The organism is Roseococcus microcysteis (assembly GCF_014764365.1).
Lineage (GTDB): Bacteria > Pseudomonadota > Alphaproteobacteria > Acetobacterales > Acetobacteraceae > Roseococcus > Roseococcus microcysteis.
Map to the genome: position 1 here is coordinate 3,353,110 of NZ_CP061718.1, position 17,498 is coordinate 3,370,607.

At 70.7% G+C, this 17,498-nt stretch carries 15 protein-coding genes; 11 read left to right on the forward strand and 4 right to left on the reverse strand.

Going from position 1 to position 17,498, the window contains the following annotated elements; genetic code table 11:
- The first annotated feature begins 129 nt into the window (after positions 1–129).
- Together gyrB and ICW72_RS16170 are read left to right on the forward strand one after the other, a co-directional pair.
- Positions 130–2,556: a DNA topoisomerase (ATP-hydrolyzing) subunit B gene (gene gyrB / locus ICW72_RS16165; RefSeq protein WP_191083649.1), complete on the forward strand. Its 2,427-nt coding sequence runs from the start codon at positions 130–132 to the stop codon at positions 2,554–2,556.
- 5 nt (positions 2,557–2,561) lie between these two features.
- Positions 2,562–3,008, forward strand: coding sequence for a VOC family protein (locus ICW72_RS16170; RefSeq protein ID WP_191083650.1), 447 nt, complete (start codon positions 2,562–2,564; stop codon positions 3,006–3,008).
- Here ICW72_RS16170 and atzD read toward each other — a convergent pair.
- A complete protein-coding gene (gene atzD, locus ICW72_RS16175) occupies positions 2,998–4,104 on the reverse strand; it encodes a cyanuric acid amidohydrolase (protein ID WP_191083651.1) in 1,107 nt (368 codons plus the stop codon). The two genes, ICW72_RS16170 and atzD, sit on opposite strands and share 11 nt — an antisense overlap.
- Positions 4,105–4,235: 131 nt before the next feature.
- Here atzD and rpe point away from each other — a divergent pair, with 131 nt between their 5' ends.
- The 9 genes from rpe (at position 4,236) to ICW72_RS16215 (ending at position 14,695) form a co-directional block, all read left to right on the forward strand.
- Positions 4,236–4,895 carry a ribulose-phosphate 3-epimerase gene (gene rpe, locus ICW72_RS16180; protein ID WP_191086296.1) on the forward strand — a complete coding sequence of 220 codons (660 nt, stop codon included), beginning with the start codon at positions 4,236–4,238 and terminating at the stop codon, positions 4,893–4,895.
- Positions 4,892–6,526, forward strand: coding sequence for a heparinase II/III family protein (locus ICW72_RS16185; RefSeq protein ID WP_191083652.1), 1,635 nt, complete (start codon positions 4,892–4,894; stop codon positions 6,524–6,526). Before rpe ends, ICW72_RS16185 begins: the two co-directional genes overlap by 4 nt.
- A gap of 4 nt (positions 6,527–6,530) precedes the next feature.
- Positions 6,531–7,640: a glycosyltransferase family 4 protein gene (locus tag ICW72_RS16190; RefSeq protein ID WP_191083653.1), complete on the forward strand. Its 1,110-nt coding sequence runs from the start codon at positions 6,531–6,533 to the stop codon at positions 7,638–7,640.
- 3 nt (positions 7,641–7,643) lie between these two features.
- Positions 7,644–9,221, forward strand: coding sequence for a bifunctional phosphoribosylaminoimidazolecarboxamide formyltransferase/IMP cyclohydrolase (gene purH / locus ICW72_RS16195; protein WP_191083654.1), 1,578 nt, complete (start codon positions 7,644–7,646; stop codon positions 9,219–9,221).
- A gap of 219 nt (positions 9,222–9,440) precedes the next feature.
- The gene (gene rmuC / locus ICW72_RS16200; RefSeq protein ID WP_191083655.1) at positions 9,441–10,922 is read left to right on the forward strand and encodes a DNA recombination protein RmuC; all 1,482 of its coding nucleotides are present in this window, start codon (positions 9,441–9,443) and stop codon (positions 10,920–10,922) included.
- A complete protein-coding gene (locus ICW72_RS20790) occupies positions 10,919–11,407 on the forward strand; it encodes a Na+ dependent nucleoside transporter N-terminal domain-containing protein (protein ID WP_223880634.1) in 489 nt (162 codons plus the stop codon). Before rmuC ends, ICW72_RS20790 begins: the two co-directional genes overlap by 4 nt.
- A complete protein-coding gene (locus ICW72_RS16205) occupies positions 11,302–12,153 on the forward strand; it encodes a nucleoside transporter C-terminal domain-containing protein (RefSeq protein WP_223880635.1) in 852 nt (283 codons plus the stop codon). The genes ICW72_RS20790 and ICW72_RS16205 overlap by 106 nt, the downstream gene beginning before the upstream one ends.
- A 22-nt stretch (positions 12,154–12,175) precedes the next feature.
- Complete coding sequence (locus tag ICW72_RS16210) at positions 12,176–13,504, forward strand: aspartate aminotransferase family protein (RefSeq protein ID WP_191083656.1); 1,329 nt, start codon at positions 12,176–12,178, stop codon at positions 13,502–13,504.
- Positions 13,505–13,723: 219 nt separating this feature from the next.
- A complete protein-coding gene (locus ICW72_RS16215) occupies positions 13,724–14,695 on the forward strand; it encodes a sulfotransferase family 2 domain-containing protein (protein WP_191083657.1) in 972 nt (323 codons plus the stop codon).
- A 97-nt stretch (positions 14,696–14,792) separates the two neighbouring features.
- Here ICW72_RS16215 and recR read toward each other — a convergent pair whose 3' ends face one another.
- Genes recR through ICW72_RS16230 form a run of 3 tightly spaced genes read right to left on the reverse strand, consistent with a single transcriptional unit; the run spans position 14,793 to position 17,490 of the window.
- Positions 14,793–15,374, reverse strand: coding sequence for a recombination mediator RecR (gene recR, locus ICW72_RS16220; RefSeq protein WP_191083658.1), 582 nt, complete (start codon positions 15,372–15,374; stop codon positions 14,793–14,795).
- Positions 15,375–15,378: 4 nt separating this feature from the next.
- Positions 15,379–15,702, reverse strand: a complete 324-nt coding sequence (locus tag ICW72_RS16225; RefSeq protein ID WP_184382725.1) for a YbaB/EbfC family nucleoid-associated protein — start codon at positions 15,700–15,702, stop codon at positions 15,379–15,381.
- On the reverse strand, positions 15,703–17,490 hold the full coding sequence (locus tag ICW72_RS16230) for a DNA polymerase III subunit gamma/tau (protein ID WP_191083659.1): 1,788 nt from the start codon (positions 17,488–17,490) through the stop codon (positions 15,703–15,705). It abuts the gene before it with no gap.
- Positions 17,491–17,498: the final 8 nt, after the last annotated feature.

Sequence of the window (17,498 nt, forward strand, 5' to 3'; positions counted from 1 at the left end):
CGCGGAAAAATGCCATAATGCGGGGCTTCTCCCCGTCGCGCGTCCGCGCGCATCGCCCCTGGCCGCCCACGCGGCCGGATGGGGCCCCAAGAGCCGAGGTGTCTGCCCACCCATGATGTTTCCCGCGCCATGACGGATGAACCCATGCTGCCCAATGGCGATGACTACACGGGCGCCTCCATCACCGTGCTGCGGGGCCTGGAGGCCGTCCGCAAGCGCCCCGGCATGTATATCGGCGACACCGATGACGGCTCGGGCCTGCACCACATGGCCTTCGAGATCATTGACAACGCGGTGGACGAGGCCCAGGCCGGCTATGCCAGCCGCGTGGACGTGGTGCTGAACGGCGATGGCAGCGTGACCGTCACCGATGACGGCCGCGGCATCCCGGTGGACATCCATGCCGAGGAAGGTGTGAGCGCCGCCGAGGTGGTGCTGACGCGGCTGCATGCCGGCGGCAAGTTCAACCAGAATTCCTACAAGGTCTCGGGCGGGCTGCACGGCGTGGGGGCCGCCGTGGTCAACGCGCTGTCCGAATGGATGGAAGTGAAGATCTGGCGCGAGGGGAGCGAGCACTTCATCCGCTTCGAGCATGGTGACACGGTGCAGCCGCTGCGCATCGTGGGCCCGGCCACGCGGGCCAAGGGCACGGAGGTGACGTTCAAGCCCTCCGCGCTGACCTTCACCAAGACCGAATATGACTTCGCCATCCTGGAACGCCGGCTGCGGGAGCTGGCCTTCCTGAATTCCGGCCTCGCCATCACCCTGCGCGATGACCGGCATGTCCCGGCGCAGACGGCGGAATTCAAGTTCGACGGTGGCCTCGTGGCCTTCGTGGAGTGGCTGGACAAGGGCAAGGACCCGATCTTCAAGCCGCCCATCAGCGTCATCGCCAAGGAAGGCGACGGCATCCGCGTCGAGCTGGCCATGTGGTGGACCAGCTCCCCGCGCGAGGTGATGCTCTGCTTCACCAACAATATCCCGCAGCGCGATGGCGGCACGCACCAGGCGGGCTTCCGCCAGGCGCTGACGCGCGTGGTGGGGAAATTCGCCGAGGATCTGGCGAAGAAGGAAAAGGTGGAGCTGGCCGGCGAGGACATGCGCGAGGGGCTGACCTGCGTGCTGTCCGTGAAGGTGCCGGACCCGAAGTTCAGCAGCCAGACCAAGGACAAGCTCGTCAGCTCCGAGGTGCAGCCGGTGGTGCAGGTGGCCGTGGCCGATGCGCTGACCCATTGGTTCGAGACGCACCCCAAGGAAACCCGCCAGGTGCTGGACCAGGTGGTGCTCTCCGCCGTGGCGCGGAAGGCGGCGCAGCTGGCGCGGGAGAAGGTGGGGCGGAAGAACGCGCTCGACATCAGCACGCTCCCCGGCAAGCTGGCGGATTGCCAGGAGAAGGACCCGGCGAAGTCGGAACTGTTCATCGTCGAGGGTGACTCGGCGGGTGGTTCGGCGAAGCAGGGCAGGAACAGGGCCAACCAGGCCATCCTGCCGCTCAAGGGAAAAATCCTGAACGTGGAGCGCGCGCGCATCGACAAGATGCTGGGCAGCGCCGAGATCGGCACGCTGATCACGGCGCTCGGCACCGGCATCGGCGCGGGCGACCCGGCCAAGGGCGGCTTCGACGCGAACAAGCTGCGCTACCACCGCATCATCATCATGACGGACGCGGATGTGGACGGTTCACACATCCGCACCCTGCTGCTGACCTTCTTCTTCCGCCAGATGCCGGAACTGATCGAGCGCGGGCACCTCTACATCGCGCAGCCGCCGCTCTACCGGGCCAAGCGCGGCAATGAGGAGCGCTACCTCAAGGACGACCGCGCGCTGGAGGATTTTCTCCTGGAGAAGGCGCTCTCCAACGCCCGCATGCTGCTGGCCGATGGGCGGGCACTGGAGGGCGAGGAACTCGCCACCTTCGTGGAGACGCTGCGGCAAATCACCGGCCGCATCCGCCGCATGGCGGCCAATGTCCCGGTGGAGGTGCTGGAACAGGCCGCACTTGCCGCCACGCTGACGCCCGACGCGCAGCGCGCGCTGGAGAACGCGCCCGAATTGGCCGCGCGGCTGGACGCCATGGCGCCGCCCTCCGAGCGCGGCTGGGTGGTGACGGTGGACGAGGCCGGCGTGCACATGCACCGCATGGTGCGCGGCGTGGCCGAGCGCCACACGCTGACGGCGGCCGCCCTGCGCAGCGCCGAGGCGCGCTGGCTGGATGAGCGGCGGGATCTGCTGCGCGCGAACTTCGCGGAGGGCGCCACGCTGGCCTTCGAGGGCAATGAGGCCCCGGTGCGCGGGCCGCTCGCCGCCTATGACCGGCTGCTGGCCCAGGGCCGCAAGGGGCTGAGCTTCCAGCGCTTCAAAGGGCTGGGCGAGATGAACCCCGACCAGCTTTGGAAAACGACGCTGGACCCCGCCGTGCGGACCCTGCTGCAGGTGCGCGTGGACGATGCGGAGGATGCGGAGACGGTGTTCTCCACCCTGATGGGCGATGTGGTGGAGCCGCGACGGGAGTTCATCGTGGGGAACGCGCTGAAGGTGGCGAATTTGGATGTCTGACGCTGATGTCTGAATACGGCGCGCCCCCGCGCGGCGGCTGGGCGCGCTTCATCGTGGAACTCCATGTGAACGACCTCGACGCCAGTCTGGATTTCTGGCGCGGCGTGCTGGGCTTCACCACCGCCTATGCGCGGCCGTCCGAGGGCTTTCACTACCTCGAACACGCGGCGGGGATGCAGGTGATGCTCTGCCGCCGCAATGGCCGCTTCGAGACAGGGCCGATGCAGGCGCCGCTCGGCCAGGGAGCGATGTTCCAGCTCTATTTCGACAGCCTGGCCCCGGTGCTGGACGCGCTGGCGGCGCGGTCCTGGCCCGTCCATACGGCGCTGCGCGACATCTGGCGCCGCACCGGGGATGTGGAACTCGGCCAGCGCGAAATCTTCGTGCAGGACCCGGATGGCTACCTGCTGATGCTGGCGCAGAATATCGGCACGCGACAGATCACCGCCTGACGATCACGGCCACGGGCCCGCCGCCATCGGGCCCCTGGTGCTCCGCCCCGCCCGACACAAAGAGGTCCGTCCGCCCCGTGGCCGCCGCCACCACGCCGCCCACCAGCGCGCGGGCGTGGCGGGTCGCGTTGATGTCGCTGTCATCCCACATGATGTGGCGGCGGCCGCGGATCAGGCCGGTGGCGCTGGGCTCGGCCTTGCACAGCAGGGCGACAAGGCGCGCGGCGTCCTCGGCCGGCAACTGGCCAGCCGAAGCATCCAGCCCGGCGGCGGACAGCGCACGCTGCACGGCCGGGAGATCAATGGCGTCGCGCATCACGGCATGCGCGATGGTCAGGTCGCCGCCCCAGTCAGGAGAATTGCCCAGCACCACCACCTCGTTGCGCGTCAGTTCCACGCCCGCCGAACAGCTCGCGCGGCCGGAAAACAGGCTCCAGTCGCGCCCCACCACGCCGTCATCCAGCGCCGCGCGCGGCACCTCGCCCAGCGCCAGCGCCACCCCCAGCGCCGAGGCCCCGCGCGAGAGGCCCATGGAGGCATAGGTGTCGTCGGTGGCGCAGGTCGCACCCCGCGCGCGGGCCTCGGCCATGCGCTCGCTGGTCAGGAGCGGGCATTTGACCTGGACGTAGTGGACATCACGCGGGTCGCGGATGCCGGCCTGCGCCATCGCCTCGCGCAGGGCGGCGGCGGTGGCGTCCACCTGCGCCATGCGGCCCAGCGCCTCGGGCGGGAATTCGGGGGTGAAGGCCACGCCCAGCGCCAGGGCGGGGGCAGGGGCGGGTGCCGCACCCTCGCGCACCCCCAGCACGAGGAAATGCGGCGACAGCCCGCCCTCGGTGCCGCCCGACATGACCATGGCGACGCGGCCCAGCACGGTGGGCAGGTCGGTGCCCAGCCGCGCGGCCAGCATGTGGCCCAGCGCCTCCACGGCATAGGCGCGGGTGAAGTCGTTCACGCAGCCATTGCCCTCGGTCTTGCCCAGGATGGCCACCACCTCCTCCGGTCGGATCATCACCTGGTCGAACAGTGCGGCCACGGCGGCGGCGTCACCGGGGTGGCGGGCGGGGACGAGGAAGGCGAGGGCCTGACGGGGCATGGATCACCATGGGTTGCGGCGGGGCGGGAGATGCCCCCTGCCACGCCCTTGCGAGGTTTTCAACGCGGCATGGATCGGCTAACCGAAGCCCCTTGGCCCGATGAGGCAGGGCCGTGACAGATAAGGATGCCATGCGCCCCGTCAGGATCGCCCCCTCGCTGCTCGCCGCCGATTTCTCGCGCCTGGGCGAGGAGGTGCGCGCCATCGAGGCCGCGGGCGCCGACTGGCTGCACCTCGACATCATGGACGGGCATTTCGTGCCCAATATCAGCTTCGGGCCGGGCCTGGTGCGCGCGCTGAAGCCGCATTGCGGGCTGTTCTTCGACGTCCATCTGATGATCGCCCCGGCCGACCCCTACCTCGCCGCCTTCGCGGAGGCGGGTGCCGACCTCATCAGCCTGCATCCGGAGGCCGGGCCGCATCTTCATCGCTCGCTGCAGACGATCAAGGCGCTGGGGAAGAAGTGCGGCGTGGTGCTGAACCCCGCCACGCCCGTGCAATCCGTGGCCCATGTGATGGATTTGGTGGACCTGATCCTCGTCATGGCGGTGAACCCGGGTTTCGGCGGGCAATCCTTCCTGGACAGCCAATTGGCCAAGATCACGGCGCTGCGCGGCATGATCAACGAGAGCGGGCGTGACATCGCGCTGCAGGTGGATGGCGGCGTGACGGCCGCCACCGCGCCGCGCTGCGTGGCGGCGGGGGCGGATGTGCTGGTGGCGGGCACGGCGGTCTTTGGTGCCAAGGACTATGCCGCGGCCATCCGCGGCCTGCGGGGCGAGCCGGCATGAGCGACGTGTTCCGCAACGCCCGCCGCCTCTTCTCGCGCATCAAGCCCGTGCGGGTGCCGGAGGCGCCGGCGCGTTCCTTCCGCGACCTCTGGCCGGGCGATGCCAATCGCGGCGCCGCCCTGCTGCGCGGTGAGATGGAGGTGCTGGGCAGCACCCGCATGCTCGATGGCTGGAGCCCCGAATCCGGGCCGTTGTTGTGGCGCCAGGCCGCGCATGGCTTCGCCTGGCTGCGCGACCTCCGCAGCCTGGGCAGCGACGCGGCGCGCGTCGAGGCGCGGGATTTGACGGAAGCCTGGCTCGGCCAGGGGGCCAATGAGCCGCTGGCGAACCTGCCCGAGGTGGCGGCCGCGCGCGTCTCCGCCTGGCTGGGGCATTGGGATTTCTTCGCCGCCTCGGCCGAGGAGGGGTTTCGCCGCGCGCTGATGCAGCGCCTGGCGCATGACGGGCGCAGGCTCGCCGCCTCCCTGCCGGACGAGGCCGCGCATCGTGGCGCGCTGATGGTGCTGAAGGGCACCATCGCCGCCGCCGTGGCCCTGGGCGAGGAGGCCTGGATGGTCCGCGCCCTGAAATTCCTGCCGGCCGAGCTGGAGCGCCAATTCCACCCCGATGGCGGCCATGTGGAGCGCAGCCCCGCCGTGCAGCTCCTGGCCTTCCAGGATCTGATCGAGCTCAGGAACCTGCTGAACGGCAGCGGCGTCACGGCGCCGCCGCAGCTCGCCACCGTGATTGATCGCGCGGGGCAGGCGTTGCGGCTGTTCCGCCATGGCGATGGCACGCTCGCGCTGTTCAACGGCACCCGGGAGGAGCCGGCCTCGCTGGTGGACCTGGTGCTGACCCAGGGCCAGGCCAAGGGCCGCGCGCCACTGCTGCTGCAGGAGACGGGGTTCCATCGGCTGGCCGCGAGCCGCACCCTGGTCATCGCCGATTGCGGCGCGCCGCCGCCGGGCCGCGGCGCCGACCCCGCCACGGGCGCCCCGCGCGGCGCGGACCGCTTCGCCCATGCCGGCGCGCTTTCCTTCGAGATGTCCGTGGGGCGCGACCGGCTGATCGTGAATTGCGGCGCCTCGCCCGCCGGTGATCCGGCCTGGCGGGACGCGCTGCGTTCCACCGCCGCGCATTCCACCCTCACGCTGGCCGACACCAACAGCGCCGAACTCCGCCCCGAAGGCCTGGGCCGCCGGCCGGAGCGCGTGGAGGTGGAACGCTTCGAGGCCAATGGCGCGCAATGGCTGGAAGCCACGCATGACGGCTATCGCCGCACGCACAACGCCATCCACAAGCGCCGCCTCTACCTCTCCGAGAATGGCGACGACCTGCGCGGCGAGGATGTGCTGGAACCGCAGGGCACGGTGGACCAGCCCTGCGTGGTGCGCTTCCACCTCCACCCCGGCGTGAAGGCCGTGCTGCAGGAGGAGGAGGGCGGGGTGCTCATGCGCCTGCCCACCGGCCAGGGCTGGCGCCTGCGCGCGCGGGGTGCGGCCATCGCGCTGGAGGACAGCGTCTATCTCGGCCTCGGCGTCGAGGCGCGGCGGACCAGCCAGATCGTCCTCACCTCGCAGGGCGAGCCGGAGGGCATCCAATGGGCCATCACCCGCGTGGCCCCGGCCGAGCCCGCGGCACCCCCCGCCTGATGGCGTGCGGGTCCTGGAAGTCACCAATGTGGATTTCTCGCTGCGGCACTTCCTGCTGCCGCTGATGCGCGCGGCCCGCGCGCGCGGGCATGAGGTGGTGGGGATGTGCGCGGAGGGCCCGCTGCTGGAGGTGGCGCGGGCCGAGGGGTTCCGCATCATTCCCGTGCCCATGGCGCGCAGCCTGTCGCCCCGCGCGAACCTCGCCGCCTGGCGCGCCATCCGTGCCGCCCTGCGCGATGAACGCTTCGACCTGGTGCACGCGCACATGCCCATCTCGGGCATGCTGGCGCGGCTGGCGGCGCGGGCGGCCGGCGTGCCGCGCGTGGCCTATACCTGCCACGGTTTCCTGTTCAACCAGCCGGGGCCGCTGTGGCGGCGGGGGCTTTCGCTCGGCATGGAGTGGCTGGGCGGGCGGATGACCGACCGCTTCCTCACCGTCAGCGAGGAGGAGGCGGCGGATGCGCGGCGCCTCTTCATCCATCGCGGCGCGGTCGCCTTCGGCAATGGGCGGGACCCGGCGATCTTCCACCCGGACCCTGCCGCGCGCGCCACGATCCGCGCGGAGCTGGGCGTGCCGGAGGAGGCCGTGGTGGTGGTGGCCGTGGCGCGGCTGGTGCGCCACAAGGGCTGGCCGGAATTGCTGGAGGCCATGGCGCGCGTGCCCGGCGCCCATCTCTGGGTGGTGGGGGAACGCCTGCCCTCCGACCATGGCGCGGACATGGAGCCGCATTTCGCCCGGGCCGAGGCCGCGATGGGCCCGCGCCTGCACCGCCTGGGCTATCGGCGCGACGTGGCGCGGGTCATGGCGGCGGCCGACATCTTCTGCCTGCCCAGCCATTTCGAGGGCCTGCCGATGAGCGGCATCGAGGCCATGCTGACCGGCCTGCCCGTGGTCGCCACCGACATCCGCGGCTGCCGCGAGCTGGTGCGGGATGGCGAGAGCGGCCTGCTGGTCCCGCCCATGCAGGCCGCGCCGCTGGCCGATGCGCTTTCGCGTCTGGCCGCCGACGCGCAACTGCGCCACAGCATGGGGCAGGCGGGCCTGGCCCGCGCCCTTTCGCACTACACCGAGGCCCGCGTGCTGGCGCGCACCCTCGACCATCTGGGACTTTGACGCATGACCGACCGCCTGCCCATTCGCCGCGCCCTGCTCTCCGTCTCGGACAAGACGGGCATCGTGGATTTCGCCCGGATGCTGGCGGGGATGGGGGCCGAGATCCTCTCCACCGGCGGCACCGCCCAGGCCATCCGCGCGGCCGGCATCCCCGTGAAGGATGTCTCGGAGCACACGGGCTTCCCCGAGGTGCTGGACGGCCGCGTGAAGACGCTGGTGCCGCAGGTGCATGGCGGGCTGCTGGGGCGGCGCGACCTGTCGGCGCATCTCCAGCAGATGGAGCAGCACGGGCTGGCGCCCATCGATCTGCTGGCGGTGAGCCTCTACCCCTTCGAGGCCACCGTGGCGAAGGGCGCCGAGTTCGACGACTGCATCGAGAACATTGATATCGGCGGGCCGGCCATGATCCGCTCCGCCGCCAAGAACCACGCCCATGTGGTCGTCTGCACCGAGCCCCTGCACCTGCTGCGCGTCACCGAGGAGCTGGCGACGCAGGGCGGCACCAGCCTCGCGCTGCGGCGCGAATTGGCGGCCGCCGCCTATGCGCGCACCGCGTCCTATGACGCGGCCATCAGCACCTGGTTCGCGGGGCAGGTGGGGCAGGAATTCCCGCCGCGCCTGGCTTTCGCGGGGCAACTCGCGCAGACGCTGCGCTATGGCGAGAACCCGCACCAGAAGGCAGGCTTCTACCTGGACGGCACGGGGCGGCCCGGCATCGCCACCGCGCGCCAGGCGCAGGGCAAGGAGCTGAGCTTCAACAATCTGAACGACACGGACGCCGCCTTCGAATGCGTGGCGGAGTTCGAGCGCCCGGCCATCGTCATCGTGAAGCACGCCAACCCCTGCGGCGTGGCGGAGGGCGAGGACCTCGCTTCGGCCTGGGATGCGGCTTTGCGTTGTGATCCGGTCTCGGCCTTCGGGGGCATCGTCGCCGCCAACCGCGTGCTGGATGCCGCAGCGGCGGAGCGCATCAGCGCCATCTTCACCGAGGTCGTCATCGCGCCCGATGCCGATGAGGCCGCGCGTGCCATCTTCGCCCGCAAGAAGAACCTACGCCTGCTGCTGACGGGCGGGCTGCCGGACCCGGCCGCGCCGGGCATGGTGTTCCGCAGCGTGGGCGGCGGCTTCCTCGCGCAGTCGCGCGATGCGGGGCGCGTGGCGGAGGCGGGGCTGCGCGTGGTCACGCAGCGGGCGCCGACCGCGCAGGAAATGGCGGACCTGCTCTTTGCCTTCCGCGTCTGCAAGCATGTGAAGTCCAACGCCATCATCTACGCCAAGGGCGGCGCCACGGTCGGCATCGGCGCGGGGCAGATGAGCCGGGTGGATTCGGCGCGCATCGCCGCATGGAAATCCGCGGAAGCCGCGCGTGCGTCCGGTTCCGACACGCCCCTGGCGCAGGGTTCGGTCGTGGCGTCCGACGCCTTCTTCCCCTTCGCCGATGGGCTGGAGGCGGCGGCGGCGGCGGGGGCCACGGCGGTGATCCAGCCGGGGGGTTCGATGCGCGACAACGAGGTGATTGCCGCCGCCGATGCCGCCGGGCTGGCCATGGTGTTCACGGGGATGCGGCACTTCCGGCACTGACGTGTTCCCCACGAAGTTTTCGCCGCCGTGCACGCCGTTCCGGCGTGGACGGCGGCGAAACCTTCGCGGGGGCCCCGGTGAGTTTCCCACGAAATCGCCTTCGGCGTTCTCGCGGGGGCCCCGGTTTGGCGCCGTGTCCGGCTGGGTGGGCTCCGCCTGCCGTGGCGAAGCCACGGCAGGGCACCGGGGGGCGGATTTTCCTGTTGGGGGGCGTGGGTGATGTCGGTGGAAGTGGTTCTGCTGGGGCTGGTGGTCCTGCTGCTGCTCGGGGTGCTGGCCGTGCTGTTGGCGCGCAAGCCCGGCGCTGATCCCGGCGTGGCGCTGCTCCAGGCGGCGCAGGAACGGCAGGGGGAGCGGCTGGGCGCGCTGGCGGGTGAGGTGAAGGCCGCGCTCTCCGCCAGCGAGGCCGCGTTGGGCCGCGAAATCCAGGGCTTTTCCGTCGAGCAGACGAAGGTGCTCAGCGAGGGCCTGACGCGCCTCGCCCAGGGCACCGGCACGCTCCAGACCGACCTCGCCGGCAAGCTGGAGGCGATGCGCGCGGGCCTCGCGGAAGGCCAGGCGGAAGCGGCCAAGGCCCTGCGCGCCGAGATGTCCGAAAAGCTGGCCGCCATGAACGTGATGGTCGAGCAGGTGCGCGCGGCACTTACGGAATCCCAGGCCGCCATGCGCGCCGCCATCGCCCTGGAGATGACCACGGCGCGTGACCTGATTGATCGCAAGGCCCTCGAAGCCCGCGCCGAGATCGAGGCCCGCCTCAAGGAAATGCGCGAGGCGAATGACAAGCGCCTCACCGACATCCAGGCCAGCGTGAATGAGAAGCTGGGCGAGGCGGTCGAGAAGCAGATGACGGAAAGCTTCACCCGCGTCATTGACCAGTTCAACGCCATCCAGGCCATGATGGGCAATGTGCAGTCGGTGGCGACGCAGGTGGGGGACCTGAAGCGCCTCTTCTCCAATGTGAAGACGCGCGGCGGCTGGGGCGAGGCCCAGGTGAAGGCCATGCTGGACGATTTCCTGCCCGAGGGCAGCTACGACACCAACATCAAGCTGCGCGAGGACAGCAACGAGGTGGTGGAATTCGCCATCCGCATGCCGACCAGCGGCGAGTCCATCGTGCGCCTGCCCGTGGACGCGAAGTTCCCCGTGGAGGATTACGAACGCCTGCTGGCCGCGCATGACGCGGGCGACGTGGCGGCCGAGGCCCAGGCCCGCCGCGCCCTGGAAACCCGCATCCGCGCCGAGGCCCAGAAGATCCGGCAGAAATACGTCCACCCGCCGCTGACCACGGAATTCGCCGTCCTCTACCTGCCCACCGAAGGCCTCTATGCCGAGGTCGCGCGCATCCCGGGCCTGATTGACGAGGTGGGGCGCAACGCGCGCGTCTTCATCGCCGGCCCTTCCTTGTTGCCGGCCATGCTGCGGACCATCCAGCTCGGCCATGTCACGCTCGCGCTGTCCAAGAATGCGGAAGGCGTGCGGGATTTGCTTGCCGCCACCAAGGCCGAGATGGCCAAGATGGATGGCGTTCTGGAGAAGCTGGGCAAGCAGGTGGGCACGGTGAACAACACGATCGGCGATGCGCGCACGCGCACCCGCGCCATCGCGCGCAAGCTGAAGGGCGTGGAGGCCATGCCGGGCGAGCAATCGGCCGCCGCCCTCGGCCTCGACATGCCGGAGCCCGACGAGGACGAACCCGCTTGAGCGCGCTGCAATGGCAGTCGCTCGCCGGCATGGGCGCGCTCTGCCTGCTGGCCTGGGTGCTGGGAGGCTGCCGGCGGGGTGTCTCGGCGCGGGTGGTGGTGGCGGGGCTGGCCTCGGTGCTGGGCCTGGCGGCGCTGCTGTTGAACATCGCCTGGCTGCGGACGGGCTTTGGCTGGATCGGGCAGGGGGTGGAGGCGCTGGCGCGGGCCACGCGGGCGGGCACCTCGCTTGTGTTCGGCTATCTGGGCGGCGGGCCGCTGCCCTTTCCGGAGCCTTTCCCGGGTGCCGGCTTCATCCTCTTCTTCCAGGCGCTGCCGCTGGTGCTGGTGGTGGGCGCGCTCTCGGCCGTGCTGTTCCATTGGGGGTGCTGGGCTTCTGCGTGCGGCTGCTGGCGCGCGGGCTGCGGCGCGTCTTCGGCCTGGGCGGGGCCAGCGGCTTCGGCGTGGGCGCCAATGTCTTCGTGGGCATGGTCGAGGCGCCGCTGATGATCCGCCCCTGGCTGGCGCGGATGAACTCCACCGAATTGTTCGTGGTGATGGTCGCGGGCATGGCCACCATCGCGGGCAACATGTTCGTGGTCTATGCGCTGGTCATCGCGCCCGTGGTGCCGGATGCGGCGGGGCAGCTGCTGACGGCCTCGCTGATTTCCGCCCCCGCGGCCGTGCTGGTGGCGCTGCTGATGCGCCCGGGCGACACCTCCACCACCGCCGAGGAAGCCCCCGTGCTGCGCTATTCCAGCACCATGGAGGCGCTGGTGCAGGGAATCGGCGACGGTTTGCAGCTCATGCTCGGCGTCATGGCCGCGCTGATCGTCTTTGTGGCGCTGGTGGCGCTGGCCAATGAGGTGCTGCAGCCGCTGCTGGGCGTGACGCTGCAGGAGATGGCGGGCTGGCTGTTCCGCCCGCTCGCCTGGGCCATGGGTGTCGCGCCCGAGCATGCGGCGCGGGCTGGCGAGTTGCTGGGCGTGAAGGTGGTGGTCAACGAATTCGTCTCCTACCTGGCGCTGGCGCAGGAGGGGGCGGCGATGGACCCCCGCACCCGGTTGATCCTGGCCTATGCCATGTGCGGCTTCGCCAATCTGGGCTCGGTCGGCATCATGCTGGGCGGCATGTCGGCCATGGTGCCGGAACGCCGGGCGGAAATCGCGCGGCTGGGTTTCCCCGCCCTGGCGGCGGGCACCATCGCCTGCTGCCTCACCGGGGCGGCGGTCGGGGTGCTGACGGCACCTTAAACGCGAGATACGCTTTCGCCCCATGACCCATCTCGTCCATCGCAGCCTGCGCGCCGCACCCCCCATCGCCGTCTCGGGCCAGGGCATCTGGCTGCGCGAGAAGGGCGGACATGCCGTGATGGATGCGAGCGGGGGCGCGGCCGTGGCCTGCCTCGGCCATGGCCACCCGCATGTGCTGGGGGCCATGCGCGCGCAGCTGGAACAGCTGACCTACGCGCACACGGCGCTCTTCTCCTGCGAGAGCGCGGAGCAGCTCGCCGACATGCTGGTGGGCCATGCCCCGGGCGGGCTGACCCATGCCTATTTCTGCTCCTCCGGCAGCGAGGGGATGGAGGCCGCGCTCAAGATGGCGCGGCAGCATTTCGTGGAGGCCGGGCAGCCGCAGCGCCGCAACTTCATCGCGCGCCGGCAGAGCTACCACGGCAACACGCTCGGCGCGCTGGCGGCCGGCGGCAACATGATGCGGCGCGCGACTTACCTGCCCATTCTCAGCGACGCCTTCCACCATGTCTCTCCCTGCTACGCCTATCGCGACCGGCGCGATGACGAGAGCGACGCCGACTATGTGCAGCGCCTGGCGGACGAACTCGAAGCCGAGTTCCAGCGCCTCGGCCCCGACACCGTCATCGCCTTCTGCGCGGAGACCGTGGTGGGCGCGACACTCGGCTGCGTGACGGCCCTGCCGGGCTATTTCGAAAAGATGCGCGAGGTCTGCGACCGCCACGGCGCGCTGCTCATCCTGGACGAGGTCATGTCCGGCATGGGCCGCACCGGCACCCAGCACGCCTGGGAGGCGGAGGGCGTGGCACCCGACATCCAGGTCATCGCCAAGGGGCTGGGCGGGGGCTACCAGCCCATCGGCGGCATATTGGTGAATGACCGCGTGCTGGCGCCGCTGCGGGATGGCACGGGCGGCTTCATGCACGGCCACACCTACCAGGCGCACCCGCTGGCCTGCGCGGCGGCTGTCGCGGTGCAGGAGGTGATCCGCGCGGAAAACCTTCTGGCCAATGTCCAGGCCATGGGGGCGAAGCTGGAACAGGGCCTGACCGAGCGCCTGGGCAACCACGCCCATGTGGGCGACATCCGCGGGCGCGGCCTCTTCTGGGCGGTGGAACTGGTGGCCGACCGTGCCAGCAAGGCCGTCTTCGACCCGGCCCTGCGGATGAATGAGCGCGTGAAGCAGGCGGCCTATGCGCGGGGCCTGGGCTGCTACCCCATGGGCGGCACCATTGACGGCCGCCAGGGCGACCACGTGATCCTTGCCCCGCCCTACAATGTGACGGCCGAGGAGATGGAGATGATCCTCGACCGTTTCGCCGCCGCGCTGCGCGAGGCTCTGGGCAGCTAGAGCGGGATGCGTTGAGGTGGAATCACCGAAAACGTTGAATCCCGCTCTCAACGAAGGCTGCTCCACCTCCGCGCGGAGGCTGGACTCTTGCCCTGAAATCGCATGAAAAGCAGGTCATGATGACTTTCGTGGAGGCGCGCGCCGCCTCGTCAGCCCGCCCGTGCCCGCACCGTGACTGACGCCCCGCCATCGTCGCCGCCGGCCGCCCCAACCAGGCGCATGACGCCCGAACAGGTCGAGCTGGGATACAGGCTGCTGCTGGGCCGCCGGCCCGAGCGCCCCCAGGTGATCGAAATCCATGTGAATTCCGGCCGCACGGTCGAGCAGTTCGGCTGGCTCCTCATGCAGAGCCAGGAATTCCGCATGCGCATGCGCGATGCGACGGGGCTGGTGGGCGCCCTGCCGCCACCGCCACCTGCGGGCGTGCATGCCATGCCGCGCGGCCGGGCGCTGGACGCGATGCCGATCTACTACTTCGTCCATATCCCGAAGACGGCGGGAACGGCGATGTGGAAGCTTCTCGGCGACATGTTCCACCCCTTCGTGCATTTCTATCACCTGCTGCTGGCCGAGGCGGGGGGCGAGGCGCAACTGGCCGAGCGCCTGGCCAAGGAGCCGCAATTGCTGCAAGGCAAGCTGCTGGTCTGCGGGCATTTCCCGGTGACGCACCCGCTGGTGCGGCACGCGCCGCGGCGCAAGGTGCTGCTGTCGGTCCTGCGCGAGCCGGTGGAGCGCGCGGTGTCCTTCTACGACCATGTGCGGTCCCGCGCCGACCACCCCCTGCATGAGCGCATCCGGGATGTCAGCTTCTCCCGCGCCCTCGCCGAATTCCCGGAATTCGCCGACCAGGTGAACAATTACCAGCTGCGCCAGCTCTTCGGCACGGTGGAGGAGCGCGGCATTCGCCGGATGCTGACCGAGAACAACTACGTCATCGGCCGCTTCGACGAATTGCCGCGCTTCATCGAGGCGGTGGAGAATGTGACGGGGCTGAAGCGCTGCTCCGAGCTGATCACGACCAATGTGAAGCGGATGCCGAATGGCATGGAAAGCGGCGCCGACCAGCCGGATTTCGCGGCGGTGGCCGAGGAGCTGCGCCGGCGCAACGCCGCCGAGATCGCCTTCTACGAGGCGATGGGCCCTGTTCGGGTGACGGTGTCAACGGGCGCCGCCGCGGACGAAGGAGCCTAGAGCATGCTGCGTTCACATGCGTTCACGCAGCCTGCTCCAACCTTTGTGGAGAGCGGGATTCAGCGTTTTCGGTGATTCCACCTCAACGCATCCCGCTCTAGCGCCGCGCCCGGAGCGCCGCGGCCAGCGTGCCGTCATCCAGCGCATCGAGGCTGCCGCCGATGGGCACCCCCTGCGCCAGCCGCGTGACGGTAACGGGCGCGCCCGCCAGCCGGTCCTGGAGGTAATGCGCGGTGCTGGCGCCCTCCACCGTGGCGGGCAGGGCCAGGATTACTTCCCGTACCACACCGCCTTCCGCGCGGCGCAGCAGGGGCGCCACGCGCAATTCCTCCGGCCCCGTGCCCGACAGCGCGGAGAGCGTGCCGCCCAGCACGTGATAGACGCCGGGATGGGCATGCGCGCGTTCCAGCGCCCAGAGGTCGGCCACACCCTCCACCACGCAGACCAGGCCCTGGTCACGCTCGGGGTTGGCGCAGATGCGGCAGGGGTCCGTGGCGTCGAGGTTGCCGCAGATGCCGCAGGGGGTGACCGCCTCGGCCGCCGCCCTGAGCGCGTCGGAGAGCGGCAGCATCAGCGCCTGCGGGTCCGCCAGCATGCGCAGCGCCGCCCGCCGCGCGCTGCGCCGGCCAAGGCCGGGCAGGCGCGAGAGCAGCGCGATCAGGTGCTCGACGGGGTCCAAGCGGTCAGAAGGGCAGCTTCAGCCCGGGCGGCAGGCCCATGCCGGCGGTGGCCTTCTGCATTTCCTCGGCCATGGTGGCCTCCACCTTCTGCTTGGCATCGGCATGGGCGGCCACCAGCAGGTCTTCCAGCACCTCGCGGTCCTCGGCGGTCATCAGTGAGGGGTCTATGGTGACGCGGCGCAGATCGCCCTTGCCGGTCAGCTTCACCTTCACCATGCCCGCACCGGCCTGGCCCTCGACCTCGGTGGCTTCCAGCTTCGCCTGCATCTCCGCCATGCGGGTCTGCATCTGCTGGGCCTGCTTCAGCATGTTGCCAAGATTCTTCACTCAATCCTCCTCGGGGAATTCGTCGTCATAGGCGGGTTCGGCGTCGGGGGGCGCGAATTCGGGCAGCTCCTCCTCCACCGACGCCACGGGGGCGAGGCCATAGGCGTCCAGATTCGTGTCGCGCACCGCGTCCAGCGTGGCCCCCGGAAAGGCCGTCAGGATGGCGACCACCAGCGGATGCGTGGCGGCGGCGGCGCGGCGGTCCTGCTCGGCGGCCTGGGATTGCTCGGCCAGGGTGGGTTCGCCGGGCGCGTTGGAGAGCGCGATGGTCCAGCGCGCGCCCGTCTTTTCCTCCAGCAGGCGCGTGAGTTGCGCGGCCAAGTCGCGCGGGGCCTGGGGCCGCACGCGGATCTCGACCTGCCCGCGCGCGATCCGCACGGGGTGCACGTCATGCAGCAGATGGGCGTGCAGCAGGGGGTGGGTGCCGCTGGCCAGCGCCACCACCTCGCGCCAGGCGGAGGGCTGGGGCAGCGGGGCCGGGGCAGGGGCGGCCGCCGCCATGACGGCGCCGCCGCCCGCCACCGCGCGCAGCCCGCCGCCGCCATTGGACGGCACGGGCGCGCCGCCGGACACCGGCACGGCGCCGCCCGATTCGAGCCGCTTCAGGATATCACCCGGCGTCGGCATGTCCGCCACATGGGCGAGGCGGATCAGCACCATCTCGGCCGCCGCGCGGCGGTCGGGGGCCTGCTGCACCTCCTCCAGCCCCTTCAGCAGCATCTGCCAGGCCCGGGCCAAAGCGGGGACGGAGAGGGTGGCCGCCAGGGCCGCGCCGCGCACGCGCTCATTCTCCGGCAGGCCCTGGTCCTCGCGCAGCGCGGGGATGGCGGCGAAGCGGGTCAGGATATGCACCTGCTCCAGCATGTCGGAGAGGATGTTGGCGGCGTCCGCGCCGCGCTCATGCGCCTCGGCCATGCGGGCCAGGGCGGGCGGCAGGTCGCCGCGCAGCACGGCTTCCAGGATGTCCAGCACCAGGCCGCGATCGGCGAGGCCCAGCATGTCGCGCACGCTCTCGGCCGTGACCTGGCCGCCATCGCCGGCCAGCGCGATGGCCTGGTCCAGCAGCGACAGCCCATCACGCACGGAGCCATCGGCGGCGCGGGCCAGCAGGGCCAGGGCCGATTCCTCCGCCGCGCTGCCTTCCAGCCCCGCGATGCGGGCGAAATGGGCACGCAGCCGGTCCTCGGGCACGCGCTTCAGCGCGAAGGTCTGGCAGCGGCTGCGGATGGTGATGGGCACCTTCCGCAATTCCGTCGTGGCCAGGATGAAGGTGATGGCGGGTGGCGGTTCCTCGAGCGACTTGAGCAGGGCGTTGAAGGCCTGCTCCGTCAGCATGTGGACCTCGTCCAGGATGAAGACCTTCTGGCGGCCCTGGGCGGGGCGGAAGCGCAGCGCCTCGCGCAGCTCGCGCACGTCATCAATGCCGCGGTTGGAGGCCGCGTCCATCTCGATCACGTCGGGGTGGCGGTCCGCCAGGATGGCCACGCATTCGGGGCAGACGCCGCAAGGGTCCGCCGTCGGGCCGCCCTTCCCATCCACGCCCACGCAGTTCAGCGCGCGGGCGATGATGCGGGCCGTGGTGGTCTTTCCCACGCCGCGCACGCCGGTCATCAGGAAGGCATGGTGCACGCGGCCGCGCGCGAAGGCGTTGCGGAGCGTGCGGACCAGGGCCTCCTGGCCGATCAGATCATCCAGCGCCTGGGGGCGGTATTTCCGGGCCAGCACGCGATAGGGCGTGGGCTTGGCCGCCGCCGGTGCCAGGGGCGCCGCGACGGGCACCTCTTCCATGCCGAACA